At 60.6% G+C, this 15,623-nt stretch carries 16 protein-coding genes and 1 tRNA gene; 6 read left to right on the plus strand and 11 right to left on the minus strand.

Annotation, left to right across the window (positions count from 1 at the left end; genetic code table 11):
- Positions 1-136: 136 nt before the first annotated feature.
- From Q9295_RS04245 to Q9295_RS04255, 3 genes are all read left to right on the plus strand, one after another.
- Positions 137-210 (plus strand) — tRNA-Gly (locus tag Q9295_RS04245).
- Positions 211-453: 243 nt separating this feature from the next.
- On the plus strand, positions 454-888 hold the full coding sequence (locus tag Q9295_RS04250) for an META domain-containing protein (protein ID WP_306679260.1): 435 nt from the start codon (positions 454-456) through the stop codon (positions 886-888).
- Positions 889-1,116: 228 nt separating this feature from the next.
- Entirely contained in the window at positions 1,117-1,503 is a 387-nt protein-coding gene (locus Q9295_RS04255) for a hypothetical protein (RefSeq protein WP_306679261.1), read from the plus strand.
- 245 nt (positions 1,504-1,748) lie between these two features.
- On the opposite strand, the gene Q9295_RS04260 is transcribed toward Q9295_RS04255, so the two are convergent.
- Positions 1,749-2,102 (minus strand): roadblock/LC7 domain-containing protein, encoded by a 354-nt coding sequence (locus Q9295_RS04260; protein ID WP_306679262.1) that lies wholly within the window; start codon positions 2,100-2,102, stop codon positions 1,749-1,751.
- Between the two features lie 495 nt (positions 2,103-2,597).
- Here Q9295_RS04260 and Q9295_RS04265 point away from each other — a divergent pair, with 495 nt between their 5' ends.
- Positions 2,598-3,242, plus strand: coding sequence for an SOS response-associated peptidase (locus Q9295_RS04265; protein WP_306679263.1), 645 nt, complete (start codon positions 2,598-2,600; stop codon positions 3,240-3,242).
- Between the two features lie 37 nt (positions 3,243-3,279).
- On the opposite strand, the gene Q9295_RS04270 is transcribed toward Q9295_RS04265, so the two are convergent.
- Positions 3,280-3,852: a CHAP domain-containing protein gene (locus tag Q9295_RS04270; protein WP_306679264.1), complete on the minus strand. Its 573-nt coding sequence runs from the start codon at positions 3,850-3,852 to the stop codon at positions 3,280-3,282.
- A gap of 216 nt (positions 3,853-4,068) precedes the next feature.
- Between Q9295_RS04270 and Q9295_RS04275 the strand changes: the two genes are divergently transcribed.
- On the plus strand, positions 4,069-4,422 hold the full coding sequence (locus Q9295_RS04275; protein ID WP_306679265.1) for a RidA family protein: 354 nt from the start codon (positions 4,069-4,071) through the stop codon (positions 4,420-4,422).
- Between the two features lie 65 nt (positions 4,423-4,487).
- Complete coding sequence (locus tag Q9295_RS04280) at positions 4,488-5,699, plus strand: hypothetical protein (protein WP_306679266.1); 1,212 nt, start codon at positions 4,488-4,490, stop codon at positions 5,697-5,699.
- Between the two features lie 6 nt (positions 5,700-5,705).
- Here the strand turns inward: Q9295_RS04280 and pgi are convergent, their stop codons facing one another.
- From pgi to Q9295_RS04325, 9 genes are all read right to left on the minus strand, one after another.
- Positions 5,706-7,310 (minus strand): glucose-6-phosphate isomerase, encoded by a 1,605-nt coding sequence (pgi, locus tag Q9295_RS04285; protein ID WP_306679267.1) that lies wholly within the window; start codon positions 7,308-7,310, stop codon positions 5,706-5,708.
- 99 nt (positions 7,311-7,409) lie between these two features.
- Positions 7,410-8,084 carry a 6-phosphogluconolactonase gene (pgl, locus tag Q9295_RS04290; protein ID WP_306679268.1) on the minus strand — a complete coding sequence of 225 codons (675 nt, stop codon included), beginning with the start codon at positions 8,082-8,084 and terminating at the stop codon, positions 7,410-7,412.
- Positions 8,084-9,535: a glucose-6-phosphate dehydrogenase gene (zwf, locus tag Q9295_RS04295; RefSeq protein ID WP_306679269.1), complete on the minus strand. Its 1,452-nt coding sequence runs from the start codon at positions 9,533-9,535 to the stop codon at positions 8,084-8,086. The genes pgl and zwf overlap by 1 nt, the downstream gene beginning before the upstream one ends.
- Positions 9,536-9,655: 120 nt before the next feature.
- Positions 9,656-10,354 (minus strand): MgtC/SapB family protein, encoded by a 699-nt coding sequence (locus Q9295_RS04300; protein WP_306679270.1) that lies wholly within the window; start codon positions 10,352-10,354, stop codon positions 9,656-9,658.
- A gap of 132 nt (positions 10,355-10,486) precedes the next feature.
- Positions 10,487-11,071: an HNH endonuclease gene (locus Q9295_RS04305; protein WP_306679271.1), complete on the minus strand. Its 585-nt coding sequence runs from the start codon at positions 11,069-11,071 to the stop codon at positions 10,487-10,489.
- Positions 11,072-11,297: 226 nt separating this feature from the next.
- Positions 11,298-12,083 (minus strand): FAD binding domain-containing protein, encoded by a 786-nt coding sequence (locus Q9295_RS04310; RefSeq protein ID WP_306679272.1) that lies wholly within the window; start codon positions 12,081-12,083, stop codon positions 11,298-11,300.
- A gap of 12 nt (positions 12,084-12,095) precedes the next feature.
- Positions 12,096-14,480 (minus strand): xanthine dehydrogenase family protein molybdopterin-binding subunit, encoded by a 2,385-nt coding sequence (locus tag Q9295_RS04315; protein WP_306679273.1) that lies wholly within the window; start codon positions 14,478-14,480, stop codon positions 12,096-12,098.
- 57 nt (positions 14,481-14,537) lie between these two features.
- Complete coding sequence (locus Q9295_RS04320) at positions 14,538-15,026, minus strand: (2Fe-2S)-binding protein (protein WP_306679274.1); 489 nt, start codon at positions 15,024-15,026, stop codon at positions 14,538-14,540.
- A gap of 35 nt (positions 15,027-15,061) precedes the next feature.
- On the minus strand, positions 15,062-15,595 hold the full coding sequence (locus tag Q9295_RS04325; protein ID WP_306679275.1) for an SRPBCC family protein: 534 nt from the start codon (positions 15,593-15,595) through the stop codon (positions 15,062-15,064).
- Positions 15,596-15,623: the final 28 nt, after the last annotated feature.

A 15,623-nucleotide genomic window follows, 5' to 3' on the forward strand; every position in this document is an offset into this window, starting at 1 on the left:
TTTAGGCGGCATAGGGGAATGGCCCCATTGCCGCCTAAAATTTTACCTGTCTGGCAAATTGCAAGACAGCTACCGCGCCCCGGCGCGCAAATTACCCTTGAAGCCCGGAGCCTCGCCCGCTAATCAAAGCGCAGATGCGGGTGTAGCTCAATGGTAGAGCAGCAGCTTCCCAAGCTGAATACGAGGGTTCGATTCCCTTCACCCGCTCCAAATCCCAGAAGCATGTATCTTTGCATCGGCTGCGCGCGCGGCCGTGTGGTCTTAGGCTGTCACGCCCCTATCGAGCTGCAACCTTACCGTATCGCGGAGATCTCGGGCTGAACACCGATAAGGCAGCCCGCAAGTCGCTTCTCAAATGCCACTGGCCCCTGCCAGATGACGGAAATTTTCATTGGCCGATGCCAGCTTGTCGGCATATTCCGAAGGGGTTAACCGCTTGGATCTATGAAAAAAATGAAACAGCCTTTGCTCTTAACCATTGTTCTGACCGCATCGGTCTTTCTCGGACGCGCCGCCCATGCGCAAGAGGCGGTTCCGCTGTCCGACGAGCTTTTCACTTGGTCTTGGGTGATGACCGACTACGCCGGCCGAACCGATGTCGAGATCGTAACGCCCCCAACCTTCTACGTCTTTGATCGCGCGGATGGCGACGTGGGCGGCGATACACCGTGCGGGGACAGCTGGAACGCGAAGATCGCCATCGACCTGCCCAAGGTCGCATTTTCTGAGGTTGAGGCCTTCTACAGCGATGAGTGCCCCGCCTCCCGCAACACGATCGCAATTTTAGAAGCGCTCGAGGCCGTTGTTGCTGCGCGCACGTCTTCTGAAGGGCTTGAGCTTATTGGACAAGACGGTGATCGCCTCATCCTTTTGAACGCAGGCGGTTAAGTCTTGGAAAGCGATATGCGGGTGCCGGCACGACCCGTCCGTCATCCGCATCATGCTATTTTGCGAAGCGGATGAAGCCCGCAGTGATGCGACGGCCCAGCGATCCGGGCGGGTCGCCGCGATCTCGCACATCGTGCCTACAAACACGGGCCAGAATCTTACAATCTAGGGTGGACACTCCGGTGGCGTGGTCGCTATGCCAACGCTCATTTAAAGGGAGGACACTTTATGAATTGGTTTGCTCAATGGACCGCAGGGACAGCCGCAGTCGTTGCGACGTTCGCACTGTTTGGTGGAGCCGCCCACGCCGCCGACCCGACCGGCGTTTTTCGGGTTGAAGGTATGAACCCCGGTGGCCAAGGCCAATATACGGGTCAAGTCATTGTCGAAGGCACTGGTGAAACCTATTCAGTGACTTGGGAGATTGAAGGCGTCGTCATGCAGGGGGTCGGGATCGCTTATTTCGGGATGCCCGCCCATCTTTCGGTCGCTTTTAATTCCGATCAAAACTACGGCGTTGCACATTTCACAGCGACGGATGACGGCAACTGGACCGGCACCTGGGCAGGCTATGGCGGCGAGGTCCAAGGCTCGGAGCTCTGGACCCGGCAATAATCCACGAATCTAAGGGTTTAGACCAATGGGCCGGCCTGCAACTGGGCCGGTCACACTGGCGACCAAGATGGTCCATTTGAGAAACAGCGCGCCTTCAGCACGAAACGCCACCGCGATGCGGACAGGTTCGGCGTCTGTGTAATGTGAGGCCTTAAATGAACAATGGCTCGCCTTTGCGAGCCATTGAGAGTTCGTGTCCGTTCGGCACTGCGGCAAAGACAGCTCACCGCAGTGCAGGACTGAGCTTAGAGGCTCAGCGTCGCCTCAACGTCGCGCAGCTTGATGCGTGCGAGGCCAAGGTTGGCAGAGGCACGGTCAAGTGCCACATAGACGAACACCGTTGGGTTTGAAGCCAGCGGGCGGATCAAGTGGTACTGCTTGCCAAGCGTAATGAGGATATCCTCGATCTTGTCCGACAGCTTGAGCGAGTTCATCGCTGCCAGTTTCGCCTTCACCACCTGCGTATTCAGCGCGGATGCTGCTTCAAGATCGATCTTACCACCTCCCTCCGAGGCAAGCATCAGGCCGGTCTCGCTGTCCACAAGACATCCGCCAATGAAACCTGCAATCTCGCTTACTGCTGAAATGTTCGTCGCCATCACTTACTTCCTTCGGGTCTTTTGGCCACGTTCTGCGGCCTCTCTCCCAATCGGAAATAATCCGGACAGAATTTTGTCTGAATATTGACAAAATCATCCGATTTTCGCGGCCAAATCCTCCGCTAAATGGGGCGAAAATGTGGCGAACGCTATATTTCCTAGAGAATCCTTGGCTAGACGGCCGCCAACGCCGCGCCGATCAGCAGCGGGACTTGTCGATTTTATCCGGCAGTGACGCCACGGAACCTGCATGATGACACCACAGTGGACTGACGGGGCCATGACGCGGTGAGGCTGTCGCCCGTGGCGCCACCGGGCGATCACCCGGCCTTTCGACAATGTATGGTTCGCATATGGCTGACGTCTGGTGAACGTATGGCTTTGGGCATGACGTTGGAACCTGCAGAAGCCGACCGGGGAAAGCAGAAGACCGGCCCCTAGCGCCCTGGCCGTCTTGCGCTATTCTGGCGCCTGAGGAGTGCAGTGGAGCCTGTCATGTGTGGACGGTTTGTCGATCCCAACCTGCAAAGCCTTGGCCTTGATACCAGCTGGCTGAAGCTCAACCCGATCCCGCGCCGCTTCAATGTGAAGCCGACCAATGAAGTCGTGATCCTTGGCAAAACCCCGCCCGAGCCGATGCTGGCGCGCTGGGGGCTGATCCCGTCATGGTTCAAGGGCGACGAGGCCAAAGAGTGGAAGGCCACCACCTTCAACGCAAGGTTTGAGGAAGCGAAAGAGAAGCCCACCTTTCGCAATGTCTGGAAACACGGCCGTTGCTTGATCCCGGCGGCGGGGTTTTACGAATGGACCGGTGAGAAGAGCAAGCGACAGCCCAATTTCATCCAATCGGCTGGCAATGAGGATGTGCTCTTCTTCGCGGGCCTTGCCAGCCGCTGGCGCGACCTTTTGACCTGCACGATTCTGACCCGCGCGGCCAATGACAGTATGGCGGGCCTTCACCACCGAATGCCGGTGATCTTAAACGCCGAAGAACGCGATGTTTGGCTGGGGGGCTCTGAGGAGCCGGATCTGGGGGCCGAGGTGAAGCTGCGTCATCACCCTGTCCAGCCCTTCGGACTGCTCGACGATGGACCTGAGCTGATCGAGCCCTTTGCCGCGCCGCGCGCGGGTTTGCTTTAGCGAAACGTTTGGGGCGCGGAACCGCTAAGCCCTTAGATCAGTTATAGATAAACCCATGCACCGGGTTATTGCGCCCCAAGGTGCCGCTGGCATTGGCAACGCGCACCACGCTCCAATCGCCCTTTTTGGAGACATCGACCACCAAAGTGTCTTGGGTGATCCGATTGCGTTCCCAATTGGCTTGATCGACCAGAACTTCGCGCTCCGAGATCACTTTGGACACGACAGCAACATGGCCCATCGGCATGGATTTCGACGAGGCGAAGGTCATCACCGCACCGATTTTCGGCTGGTGGCCACGCTCATAAACGCCTTTGGCCTTGCCCCACCATGTGCCGGCATTGCCCTTCAGCTCAACCCCCGAAACGGTGCGGGCAAAGGGCACACACCAGATCCGGCCGCGCGGCTTATTGGCGGTGGCATAGGCCACCATCTCTTTGACGCGGCTGCGCTCGGCCTCGGCCATGTGTTCCGGAGCTTGGCGGGCTTTCTTTCCAAACAGGAAGAAACCGGCTTTTTGCACCGTGGGTTGCGTTTCGGCGAAGGCAGCTGTGACGGGTTGCATCAGCGAAAACGCAAGCAAAATGGCGGCAAAGGGGCGTGCTGACATCGGCTAAGGGCTTCTCGCTGTTGAACCTTCGGCCCCGATGCCACGGCGATCACGGATTGTGCAACCTTGTGACAAATGCGTGAGCGTGATCTTGCCGACCCGCCCGCCTCCGAAGCGCGGTATTTTGCACGGCCTTATCCTGCAAGCGGTGCTTTTCTTTCGTCCCACGGCGGGCTAGCAAGGTCGCGTAAGTTCAGGAAAAAGAGGAGTTTCCACATGGCAAACGAGATCAAGCGGATTGGCGTTGGCGCCCGCATGTCCGAAGCCGTTGCTTATAACGGCATCGTCTGGCTGGCTGGCCAAGTCGGCAACCCGGGCGACAGCGTGGCCGATCAGACCCGCACTTGCCTTGCAGAAGTTGACCGCATTCTGGCCGAGGTTGGCATCGACAAGACCCGCATCCTGTCGACCCAAATCTGGATGGCCGATATGGCCGATTTCGCCGAGATGAACGCGGTTTGGGACGCTTGGGTTCCGCAAGGCAACACCCCGGCGCGTGCGACCGGTGAAGCCAAGCTGGCCACCCCCGAGTACAAAGTCGAAATCATCGTGACGGCAGCTTTGAACTAAGCTCTCCGCCCCGGACCGGCTTGCGGTCCGGGGCAACTCTTCACGCTTTAGCCCCAGAGGCCAGCATGATCCCGCCCCCGCCTGTTGCACTTTTGGCAAGCGAACTTGGTGGCGGGCGCGGCCATGTCAGCACGCTTGCGCAGGCCGGTCTGGCGCTCGGCCCCGGCGTGACGGTGATCGCCGCTTTGGGCGAAATGCGCCATGCGGCTGAGTTGGAGCGCTTGGGCTTTGCAACACTCTCCTGTCCCAAACTTTCCGCCTCGGCTGCGGTAAAGGCGCAGCCATTGACGCGCGGCAATGCGACCTGGGCCTGCTATCTGGCCGATTGCGGCTTTATGGACCGGGCGGTGTTGCAGCGCAGTTTGCGGTTCTGGCGGGATCTTTTGCTTCAGCGGAAGGTGGCAATCCTTATCGCCGATTACGCCCCCTTGGCGCAGCGCGCTGCGTTGGCTTTGCGTGAAGAAGGCCATGCGATCCGCATTGTCACCATCGGCACCGGCTATGGCATTCCGCCAAGCGATCTTGCGCCGCTGCCGCAGCTGACGCCGGATTATAACCGGGTGATCCACTCTGAGGCTTCGGTCCTGGAAAGCTTAAACGCTGCGGCGGCGGAGTTGGGGATGTCGGCCCTGCCCCGGCTTTCGGCGCTTTACGCGGCGGATTTGGCGCTTATTGGCACTTTCGATGTCTTGGATCCTTACCAGCGGGCAAAGGCGCAGCTGTCTCCACCTGTGGTCAGCCGCAGCGATATCTTGGCGCAAGGCGATGAGGTCTATGCCTATTTCTCGCGGGAAGAAGTGGAGGGCACGGCTTTGGTCAAGGCTTTGTGTGCGTTAAGCTTACCCAAGCGCGGCTACTTCCCAGCCGCTTCAGAGGCGGCCAAGGCCCGGCTGGCGGCCTCCGGGATGGTGATTGAAGAAAAGCCGATTTCTTTCAACATGATCGCGCAGAGATCGCGGGTGATGTTGCATCCAGCACCGCATGGCTCGATCTGCACAGCGGCTTTGGCGGGGCTGCCGCAGATTGGCCTGCCCGGCCACCGCGAGCAGCTGTGCCACGCAAGGCGGGCCGAGGCTGCGGGGATTTGCAAGGTTCTGCCCCCTGCTGCCGCGCCCGAGGCTATCATCGCCGCAATCGAAGGCGTCTATCACGATCCAAAGGCCCTTCCCCGCGCCCATGCTTTGGCGCGGGATTTGCGACAAGATTTCCCGGAACATCCGATGGCGGCGCTGTCCCATCGGCTCGCGCCGCTGGTGCGTGAGGTCTTGGTGGGCTGAGCGCGCTCAGTTGCGCAGGAAATCCACCAAAGCGGCGGTGGAGCCGTCTTTGCCTTCGGTCCCCACCCGACCTTCCAGCACCGGCTGCAAGGCCAGGGCCAGCTCTTTGCCGAGCTCAACCCCCCATTGGTCATAGGAGTTGATGCCAAGGATGACGCCCTCGACAAAGACCCGGTGCTCATAAAGCGCGATGATCTGGCCGAGCGTGAAGGGCGTCAGTTGCGGATAGGCCAAGGTGGTTGAGGGGCGGTTGCCGGGGAAGACGCGGTGGCGGGCTTGGCGTTCAAGCTCATCACCTGTGGCGCCTTTGCGGGCCATGATGGCGCGGGCCTCGTCCAAAGACCGGCCGCGCATCAAAGCCTCGGACTGGGCCAGGCAATTGGCGACCAAAAGGAGATGCTGATGCGCCAGATCCGGCTCATGTCCTTGCTTGGCCACAAGGAATTCACACGGCACCACGCGGGTGCCCTGATGGATCAGCTGATAAAAGGCGTGCTGGCCGTTGGTGCCGGGCTCGCCCCAGACCACAGGCCCCGAGGGCAGCGTGAGGTCCGAGCCGTCGCGGGAGACGCGCTTGCCGTTGCTCTCCATCTCAAGCTGCTGGAGATAGGCCGGCAGGCGGGCAAGGCGCTGGTCATAGGGCAGCACGGCGCGGGTCGCATAGCCGCAAAGCTGATTGTGCCAGATCCCGACAAGCGCCAGCATGACGGGCATATTCTGCGCCAAAGGCGCGGTCAGGAAATGCTGGTCCATGGCGCGGCCACCGGCGAGGAAGTCGCCAAAAGCCTTGGGGCCGATCGCCAGCATCAGCGCAAGGCCAATCGGGCCCCACATCGAATAGCGCCCGCCAACCCAATCTTCAAAACCAAAGACCCGCTCGGGCACGATGCCGTAAGCCGAGGTCTTGTCCAAAGCGGTCGAGACGGCGGCGAATTGGGCGCCGGGATCCTGCACGACTTTTGCCATCCACGCCTTGGCGGTGTCGGCATTGGTCATGGTCTCAATGGTGCTGAAGGTTTTGGAGGCCACAATGACCAAGGTCGTCTCTGGGTTAAGCCCCTGCAACGTCTGAGAAATATGCGCGCCATCGACGTTTGAGACGAAATGCATGCGCGGCCCGTCATGGTAGGGCGCCAAGGCCAGAACCGCCATCGCCGGGCCAAGATCTGAGCCGCCAATGCCAATGTTGATCACATCGGTGATCTTGCCGCCCTGCCCTTGGAAACGCCCCTCGCGGAGGTCTTGCGCAAAAGCCTCCATCCGACCGCGCACGGCGCGGATTTCGGGCATCACATCTTGGCCGTCGGTTTTGATCACCGCCGCATCGTCGGCGCGCAGGGCGACATGTAAGACGGCGCGGCCTTCGGTGTCGTTGATCTTCTCACCATTGAACATGGCGCTGCGCCGGCCTGCCACGTCTGAGCTTTCGGCCAAAGCCACCAGCAAAGCGCGGGTCTCGCGGCAAATATTGGTTTTGGAAGCATCAAAGAGCATGCCATCGGCGCGGATTGAGAAATCCGCCGCCCGGTTCGGGGCGTCAAACAAAGACAGGATGGCGCGGTCAGCCACCTTGGCCTGATGAACACGGAGGGCGGCCCATTTGTCAGTCATTCTCAACCCCTATTGCAACCGTCACCAAGGTCAAACGGCCCTCACGGCCAAATCATTAACGCGCCCATCTGGGCCTAAAGCACTGAAAGACAAGGCTGCTTATTCCGCCCAATGCACCACGGCCATATCTAAGACCGCCCGGATTGGCGCTTGTTCGGGCGAAAGGCTTGCGGCGCGTTCGATGGCCGCACGTTTTTCGGCGCCGGTGATCATCACATGCACCCGCACCGCGGCGCGCAAGACTGGCGCGGTCAAAGTGACGCGCGGCTCGCCCGCACCTTCGGCCCGCATCGGCAAGATCAGGCGTTGGGTGGCTGACAAGGCCTCTTCCAGCCGGTCGGCGCCGGGAAAAAGGCTTGCGGTATGCATATCGGCGCCCATGCCCAGAAGCAGCACCGAGATCGGCAGATGCGGCGCAAGCCCGGCCTCTAAGATCTCAACCCCGTCTTCGGGGATCGAGGGACCGGGGTGATACATCGGGATGAGATGCGCCGCCGCCGCTTTGCCGCGCAAAAGCCGCTCACGCAAAAGCCGGGTGTTTGAGCGGTCGGAGGTTTCTTCGACCCAACGCTCATCGGTCAGGACCACGGCCACATTGCCCCAGTCCAGATCGACACCCGAAAGCGTGTCGAAGACCGGCCCCGGCGTGGTGCCGCCCGGCACTGCCAAAGTGGCCTTGCCTTCCCGCCGCAAGGTCTCGGCCAATTCCCCGGCCAAGATATTGGCCAGTTGCAGCTGCATCAGCTCACGATCGGGGTAGGTCTCAAATTGCATCAGCGTATCTCCCGCCAGCGCCGCCCATCGCGGTGCATCAGCATCAACGCATCCTCGGGGCCCGAGGATCCGGGGTCATAGGGTTGTGGGCGTTCGCCGCGCCGCTCCCAGCCTTCGATGATCGGATCGGCCCAAGCCCAAGCCGCCTCGACCTCATCGCCGCGCATGAAGAGGGTTTGGTTGCCACGGATCACATCCATAATCAGCCGCTCATAAGCATCGGGGACATCTTGGGCGGCTTCGCCAAGCGCATCGGCAAAGGACATGTCCAAAGGCACCTGCGTCAGACGCATCCCGCCCGGCCCCGGCTCTTTGATCATCACCTTGAGGTTCATGCCCTCATCCGGTTGCAGGCGGATCACCAGCACGTTTTCGCGCCAGCCTTCGGCATCGTCAAAGATTGAATGTGGCGGCTCGCGGAAAGTGATCGCGATTTCTGAGGCGCGGGCGCGCAGGCGTTTGCCGGTGCGCAGATAGAAGGGCGTGCCCTTCCAGCGCCAGTTCGAAATATGCAGCTTGAGCGCGATATAGCTTTCGGTCTTGCTGTTCTTATTTTCGGCATCTTCCAGATAGCTGGCCTGCCCTTTTAGCCCAACATATTGACCGCGCACGATATCTTCGGGGCGCACCGGATCAAGCGCGCGGATCACCTTCAGCTTTTCATCCCGCACAGCGTTGGGATCAAAGTGATAGGGCGGCTCCATCGCGATCAGGCAGAGAAGCTGCATCAGGTGGTTTTGCACCATATCGCGCATCGCGCCCGAGGTGTCGTAATAGGCGCCCCGCCCCTCGACCGAGACGGTCTCGGCCACGGTGATCTGGACATGGTCGACATATTCCGACTTCCAGAGCGGCTCAAAAAGGATATTGGCGAAGCGGACGGCCATTAGGTTCTGGACGGTCTCTTTGCCCAGATAATGGTCGATGCGGTAGATCTGGCTTTCGGCAAAATGCTGGGCCAGCGTGGCATTCAGAGCCTTGGCGGTGGCAAGATCGCGGCCAAAGGGCTTTTCGACCACCACACGGGCCTGCGGTCCGGCAATGCCATGTGCGGTCAACCGGCTGGCCAGATCGCCAAAGAGCGCCGGCGCCACCGAGAAGTAAAAGGCCTGAACGACGTCATCCCGGACCAGCGCTTTCAGCTGAGGCCAGCCGTTCTCGCCCTGAGCGTCAACCGCAACATATTGCAGGCGCTTTAGAAAGTCGGCGATAGCGGCAGGGTCTTGCTGGGTTTTCGGCAGAAATTCGGCGATCGCTTCTGCGACGAGGTTTCGAAACGCCTCATCGCTGAGCTCGCCCCGCGCGGCGCCGATGATGCGGCTGTCATCGGTCATCTGGCCTGCTTGGAAGCGACGGTAGAGCCCGGGCAAGATCTTGCGCCGTGCCAGATCGCCCGTGCCGCCAAAGATCACAAGGTCGAAAGGTTCGACCGGGATAACGCGGGAAACCATGCACCCTCCGCAGGAATGTTAGCGCTAACTAAGCGTTCGCTACGCCTTCTAGCGCCGTCGAACGCTTAAGTCTAGCACCTTGCTCAGAGCGGGGAAATGAAGCTTTAGCGGTGGCGCGGGCTAGCCCTCATCGACCATCTGCCAATCGACGCGCAAAAAGCCGGGTTCGGCGCCGATGCGCTGCACCGCCTGCTCGAGCATCGTCTCGCCCGTGCCATCGGCCGAGACAGTGGCGGTCAACTCGACGGTGCCGGTTTCGGGCGATGGGGTCATCGAAATTCCGCCAAAATGCATGCCGCCGAGGCCCAATTGGCGCAGCATCAGGCTGCGCGCACCGGCCTCGTCGGATTGCTGCACGGTGACAGTGACGCGGAAATGCCGGGCATCCTCGCTTTTCTGGCCGGTGCGCCGCTTCATCCATTGCACGAAGGGGCGAAGCGCGAAGTTCACAAAGACCACCAGCGCCATTGTGAGCAGCGCCACATCCCAATTGCCATGCCCCGCCAACAGCCCCACCGCCGCCGAGCACCATAAGGTTGCTGCCGTGGTCAGGCCTTGGACGTTGAACCCATCGCGGAAGATGATGCCCGCGCCAAGAAAACCGATGCCGCTGACCACTTGGGCCGCAACCCGGCTGGGCGACATATCGCCGTCAATCTCCATCGAGAAGACCATGAAGGCCGCCGCCCCCAAAGCTACCAAAGCATTGGTGCGCAGACCGGCTTTGCGCTGGCGGATCTGCCGCTCCATCCCGATCACGGCGCCACAGCCAAGGGCGACGGAGAGGTTAATCGCGGCAGCGGTGAGCGTCAGACTCATGAAAACCCCCTAAACTCGCGCAGGCATAAGCGGCTGCGGCGCATGGGTTAGAGTGTAACAGCTTTATGACAATCATCGCATATCTGCGACAAACAAAGCACCAATGCCGACCTTGCGCGCGAAGTTTGGCGGTTAAGCCTCAAGCTCGGCATCCCAATAAAGGTAATCGATCCAACTTTGATGCAGATGATTGGGCGGAAAACGGCGGCCATGCGCCTGCATCTCTTGCGCTGTCGGCGCCACAGCCGGACGGCGCAGATGCAACCCCACTTGGCGCAGACTTTTGTCCCCCTTCTTCAGATTGCACGGACTGCAGGCCGCCACCACATTCTCCCACGAGGTCACGCCCCCGCGTGAGCGCGGGGTGATGTGGTCAAAGGTCAAATCCCCCTTCGCCCCGCAATATTGGCAGCAAAATTCGTCCCTTAGAAAAAGATTAAAGCGCGTGAAGGCCACGCGCTTTTGGGGTTTTACGAATTCTTTGAGCACGACGACCGAGGGGATCCGGATCTCAGCCCTTTGGCTGCGCACCACCTGTTCATATTCGGCAAGGATTTGCACCCTGTCAAGAAAGGCCGCCTTGATGGCGTCTTGCCAAGGCCAAAGCGACAAAGGGTAGTAAGAGAGCGGCCGGAAATCTGCATTGAGCACCAGCGCTGGAAAATGCTTCAGCGCGGCCGGGTCGCGTACAAACTGAGTTCGAAAATCGCCGTCCAAGATGAGTGACTCCGTCTTTGCTCTGCGCCTGTGCGCATCGCGACGGGGAGTCCCGCCCCGATGGCCCGACTATATCTGGCGGCTTTCGGCTGACAACCCCCGACAGATATGTGAGGCAAGCTCTAGCCGGTGCGGATCACGCAGATATGACAGCCGAGACGAGAATGGCCCACCCGCTGCGGTTGCGGATGGGCCTGTGTCTGGTTTTTAAAGGCGCGACTGGGGGTTAGGAGGCCGCGACCGCGCGGCCTGTCAGAACCTTGGCCAAATGCGCGCGATAATCGCCACTGCCATGCAGATCGGCCATCATATCCGCGCCCGAAAGGTTCAGGTCCGACAGGGCCGAGGCTGAGAAGTTGGCCGAAAGCCGCTCTTCTGCGGCTTTCCAGCGCAAGACGCCGTCATTTGAGGCCCCCGTCACCGCCACCCGCACGCCGTTTGCGTATTTGGCGACGAAGACAGCCGTCAACGCAAAGCGGCTGGCGGGCTGTTCGAACTTTACGTAAGCCGCGCGTTCGGGGATCGGGAACTGCACCTCGGTGATGATCTCGCCCTCTTGCAAGGCGGTGGTGAAAAGGCCTTGGAAGAAGTCATCCGCCGCGATTTGGCGCCGGTTGGTGACGATGGTGGCACCTGAGGCGAGTGCCGCTGACGGATAGCAGGCCGAAGGGTCGTTATTGGCCAGCGATCCGCCGATGGTGCCGCGATTGCGCACGGCTGGATCGCCGATGCCGCCCGCAAGCTTGGCCAAAGCGGGGTAATGCGCCGCCGCCTCGCGCGCCACGGCGGCATGGGGCGTCGCCGCCCCAATCCGCAGCACGCCCTGCGCCGCCGCAACCCCGCGCATCTCGGCAATGCCGCCTAGGCTGACGAGCACCGAAGGCGCGGCCAATCTTTGCTTCATCACCGGGATCAGCGTCTGCCCGCCCGACAGCGCCTGCGCGCCATCGGCGGCCAACGCGCTGACCGCCTCGGCCAGAGTGGAGGGTTTTACCAGATCAAAAGATTGCATCTTATCCTCCGCTTAGCGTTGCATGGCGGCCCAGACCCTGGACGGGCTGGCCGGCATATCGATGTGGGTGACATGGGTGAAACCGCCGCGATGCAGCGCGTCGAGCACCGCATTGATCACCGCCGGCGGCGAGCCGATCGCCCCCGCCTCACCGCAGCCTTTCACGCCCAAGGGGTTGTGCGTGCAGGGCGTGGCGCAGCTGTGATCGACTTGGAACATCGGGAAATCATCCGCCCGGGGCATGGCGTAATCCATGTAAGAGCCCGAGAGGAGCTGGCCGTTTTCATCATAGACGCAATGTTCCAGCAAAGCCTGTCCGATGCCTTGGGCCAGACCGCCATGCACTTGGCCCTCAACGATCATCGGATTGACAACATTGCCAAAATCATCCGCTGCCGAGAAGGCGACCACCTCAACCTTGCCGGTCTCGGGGTCAACTTCGACCTCGCAGCCATAGGCGCCGGCGGGATAGGTAAAGTTCGACGGATCGTAGAAGGCGGTCTCTTCCAGCCCCGGCTCAAGGTTCTCAAGCGGATAGTTATGCGGCACGTAAGCGGCCAGCGTCACATCCACCCAAGTCTTTGATTTATCGGTGCCTGCAACGGTGAAGACGCCATCTTTCAGCTCGATATCGGCCTCCGAGGCTTCCATCAAATGCGCCGCGATTTTCTTGGCTTTGTTGATGATTTTATTGGTCGCCTTGACCATGGCCGAGCCACCCACCGCCAGCGAGCGCGAGCCGTAAGTGCCCATACCCATTGGGGTATTTGAGGTGTCGCCATGGACAATCTCAATCTGAGAAGCGTCAATCCCGATCATATCCGAGACGACTTGGGCGAAAGTGGTCTCATGCCCCTGCCCGTGGCTGTGGCTGCCGGTGAAGACGGTGATGGAGCCTGTGGCATTCACCCGCACAGAGGCGCTTTCATAAAGCCCCGCCCGCGCGCCAAGCTGGCCAACAAGGTTCGAAGGCGCGATGCCGCAAGCCTCGATGTAATGCGCCAGACCAAAGCCGCGCAGTTTGCCACGAGATTTGGACTCTGCCGCACGGGCCTCAAAGCCCGCAACGTCGGCCATTTCGACCAATTTATCCAATGTCGCCTGATAGTTGCCGGTGTCATAGACCACGGCGACCGGGGTTTGATAGGGGAATTGATCGGGCTGGATGAAGTTCTGGCGGCGCAGATCGAAGGGCGAGACGCCCAGCTCTCGCGCGGCCTGATCGACAAGGCGTTCCAGCTGGAAGGTCGCCTCGGGACGGCCCGCGCCGCGATAGGCGTCGACCGGGACGGTATTGGTAAAGACGGCCTTCACATTCACATAGATCAGCGGGGTTTTGTAGTTGCCCGCCATCAAAGTGCCATGCAGCCAAGTCGGCACGGAAGGTGCGAAGGTCGAGAGGTAAGCCCCCATATTCGCGTAAGTATCCGTGCGCAAAGCGGTGAAATTGTTCTGCGCATCCAAGGCCAGTTGGATCTTCGTCACATGGTCGCGGCCATGCGCGTCGGTCACAAAAGCCTCAGACCGGGTCGAGGTCCATTTCACCGGGCGTTTCAGGATATGCGCAGCCTTGGTGACAAAGGCCTCTTCGGCGTAATGGAAGATTTTTGAGCCGAACCCGCCGCCCACATCCGGGGCCACAACGCGCAGCTTATGTTCCGGAATAGAAAGGACAAAAGCCCCCATCAACAGCCGGATCACATGCGGGTTTTGGCTGGTGGTGTAAAGCGTGTGCTGGCCGGTCCATTCCTCAAAATCGCCCACCGCAACGCGCGGCTCCATCGGATTGGCGACGAGGCGGTTGTTGACCAGTTCCAGCGTGGTGACATGGGCGGCTTTGGCGAAAGCCTCCTCAACCGCCGCCTTATTCTCTTCGACAAATCCCCAGTCAAAGCAAAGGTTTGAGCCGAGTTCTTCATGCACAAGATCACCACCCGCAACGGCGGCTTTCATATCCATGACGGCGGGCAATTCCTCGATCTCGATCACCACAGCCTCGGCGGCATCGCGGGCTTGATCGAGCGTTTCGGCCACGACCACCGCGATCGGATCGCCGACATGGCGCACCTTGCCCTCGGCGAGGATCGGGTGCTTCGGCTCAAGCATCGCCTTGCCGTGGCGGTCGGTCACCTGCCAGCCGCAAGGGATGCTGCCCGCTTGCGCAAAATCGGCCGATGTGAAGACCTTAGCCACCCCCGGCATCGCCTCGGCGGCGGAGGCATCGATCGAGATGATCCGGCCATGCGCCACTTCCGAGCGGATAAAATGGGCGTAAAGTTGGCCGCGAATGTTGATGTCGTCGGTGTAGCGACCTTTGCCGGTTAGGAACCGCAAATCCTCGCGCCGTTTGGTGCTGGCACCAATTCCGCCCTTATTGGCGATCTCATCTTTGGGCATCTCATCCCTCCTCATGCAACGCTTTAACTTCGCGCCACAACATGATGAAAATTATGATTATTCAGCAGCGACGCCTTGCGTGTCCGTCTGGCCGGACGCCTGCAAAACCGCTTTGACGATGTTATGATAGCCGGTGCAGCGGCAGATATTGCCCTCAAGCCCGTGGCGGATCTCGGCCTCAGTTGGGCGCGGATTGTTCGCCAGCAAAGCCGCCGAGGCCATCACCATGCCCGGCGTGCAGAAGCCGCATTGCAGCCCGTGGCAGTCGTTGAAGGCCTGTTGCAGCGGGTTCAAACTGCCATCGGCATGGGCCATGCCTTCGATGGTGCGCACCTCGGCCCCGGCCACATCTTGGGCAAAGATGGTGCAAGATTTCACGGCTTGGCCGTTCACATGCACGGTGCAGGCGCCGCATTGGCTGGTGTCGCAGCCGACATGGGTGCCGGTGAGCCCCGCGCCTTCGCGCAGGAATTGGACCAGCAAGGTCCGCCCTTCAGTCTCGGCCGAGACGGCTTTGCCGTTCACGGTCATGGTGACTTTTGTCATCCGCTCCTCCCTTGGTCATGCCTAGGTCAAGCTGATCAGCCCCCGATCATGCGGCGGAACCAGCCTTTCTTACTTGTGCCAGTCTCGTCCGGTGCAGCGCCCTCCTCTGGCGCTGCCGCGTCCGCCTCACCCGCTTCAACCGCTGCCTGGAAGCGGGTGAAGAACTCGTCCGCGAGTTTTTTCGCAAAACCGTCGATGATCCGGCTGCCGAGTTGGGCAAGCTTGCCGCCCACGGCCGCATCAACGTCATAGGTTAATAATGTGCCCGCGCCCTGCGCATCGAACCGCACGGCGGCGCTGCCCTTGGCATGGCCTGCGGCGCCGCCTTTGCCTTCGCCGCTGATGGTCAGCGATTGGCCGGGGATGATGTCGGAAAGCCGCACGAGCCCGGTGAAAGTGGCCGAGACCGGGCCGACCTTTTGCCTGACCACCGCCTCATAGCCGTCTTCGACCGATCCGGTGAGGCTTTCGCAGCCGGGAATGCAGGCCCGCAGCACTTGCGGATCCAAGATTGCGTCCCAGACAAGCGCCGGGGCGGCATCGATGCTGCGGCTGTCAGATAGTTTCATGATCACTCCCTTGGCAAAAAGCCTAAAG

Source organism: Pseudogemmobacter lacusdianii, assembly GCF_030848395.1.
Lineage (GTDB): Bacteria > Pseudomonadota > Alphaproteobacteria > Rhodobacterales > Rhodobacteraceae > Pseudogemmobacter > Pseudogemmobacter lacusdianii.